The sequence below is a fragment of the Microbacterium enclense genome (genome assembly GCF_004022425.1).
Lineage (GTDB): Bacteria > Actinomycetota > Actinomycetes > Actinomycetales > Microbacteriaceae > Microbacterium > Microbacterium enclense_A.
Map to the genome: position 1 here is coordinate 1 of NZ_RBZY01000134.1, position 1,291 is coordinate 1,291.

The window sequence follows — 1,291 nt, forward strand, 5'->3', positions numbered from 1 at the left end:
GGGGGGGGGGGGGCGCCGCTGACCTCGGCGTGCACCGCCAGGGCTCGACGGCGATCGCGCCGCATCGGGACCGGGGCATTCACCCTCTTGGCGTGAGCCGACGCCCCGTCGTAGCGTGGGCGCGTGGACCACCGCGCTCGACTCACCGCCACCATCGGCGGGCTTCTCCTCGGTCTCGCGCTGCTCGTCGGGTGCGGCCTTGCGTCGCAGCCGGTCGTGACACGACTCCCTCCCGCGGCATCCACGTCTTCCAGCCCGCTGACGACGCCGACGGCGACTCCCTCCGCCACACCTCCCGTATCGGTCCCGCCCTCGCCAACGCCCTCGACCCCCGTTGCGACGACGCCGCCGGGTGACGCCTCGGTCACCGCGTGCGGCGACGGCGGAACGGCATCCATCACCGGAGCCGAGCGATCGGTTCGCGTCGAGGGGACCTGCGCTCAGCTGACGGTCTCGGGTTCGGCGCTCACCGTCGACGCGACGGCCGCGACGATCGGAGCACTCGCGATGTCCGGAGACCGCCTCCGCGTCACAGCTGCCGGCGTCGATACGGCGACGATCCAGGGGAACGACACGGCTCTCGCCGTCGCCGGCACCCTCGGGCGCCTCGACCTCAGCGGCGATCGCGCAACCGTGTCGGCCGGCGGCGCGGTCGGTTCCGTGCTCGTCCGCGGCCAGGACAACGCGGTCACCGCCGGTGGGGGAATCGGAGACAGTACCGTCGAGGGGCGCGGCAACCGCGTGGGCTGACCAGCCCGCTCAGCAGCACGGCAGCAGGATCGCGCGCGGCACCCCGCCGAGGAGCCGGAGCGGGTTCACGTACTCGCCGTTCCAGCGCACGCCGAAGTGCACCGTTCCGGGGGCGGTGTGTCCGCCGATGTCGACCGTGCCCACCGGGTCGCCGCGTGCGACGGCGTCTCCCGCGGCCAGCGTCGTCGTGACCGGTTCGAACGTCGTCACCAGCCCGTCGCCGTGATCGATCGTCACGACGGCCCGGCCCGCGACCGACCCCGTGAACGCCACGTGTCCGGGGGCGGGGGAGCGGACGAGGGTGGCTCCGCCGAGGTCGATGCCCCGGTGGCCGGGCGCATACTCGTGCGCCGGTGCCTGGAACGGACGCACGACACGCACCGCATCGACCGGCCACACCCACCCCCGCCCCGCGTACGGGTCGGCGTCGGCGGCGCCCGCGGAGGGCGCAGCGGCGAGCCCGATCATGAGTGCGAGCAGTAAGGGGGCGGCCCCGCGGCCCGCCAGACGCTTCCTCATAGGGCCACGGTGCCGGAGGCGT

At 74.5% G+C, this 1,291-nt stretch carries 2 protein-coding genes; one reads left to right on the forward strand and one right to left on the reverse strand.

The genetic code is table 11. From position 1 onward, the window contains the following. Positions 1-123: 123 nt before the first annotated feature. A complete protein-coding gene (locus D8Y23_RS16560) occupies positions 124-750 on the forward strand; it encodes a DUF3060 domain-containing protein (RefSeq protein WP_128219106.1) in 627 nt (208 codons plus the stop codon). A gap of 9 nt (positions 751-759) precedes the next feature. Here D8Y23_RS16560 and D8Y23_RS16565 read toward each other — a convergent pair whose 3' ends face one another. Then, positions 760-1,269, reverse strand: coding sequence for a murein hydrolase activator EnvC family protein (locus tag D8Y23_RS16565; RefSeq protein WP_128219107.1), 510 nt, complete (start codon positions 1,267-1,269; stop codon positions 760-762). Between the last annotated feature and the right edge of the window lie 22 nt (positions 1,270-1,291).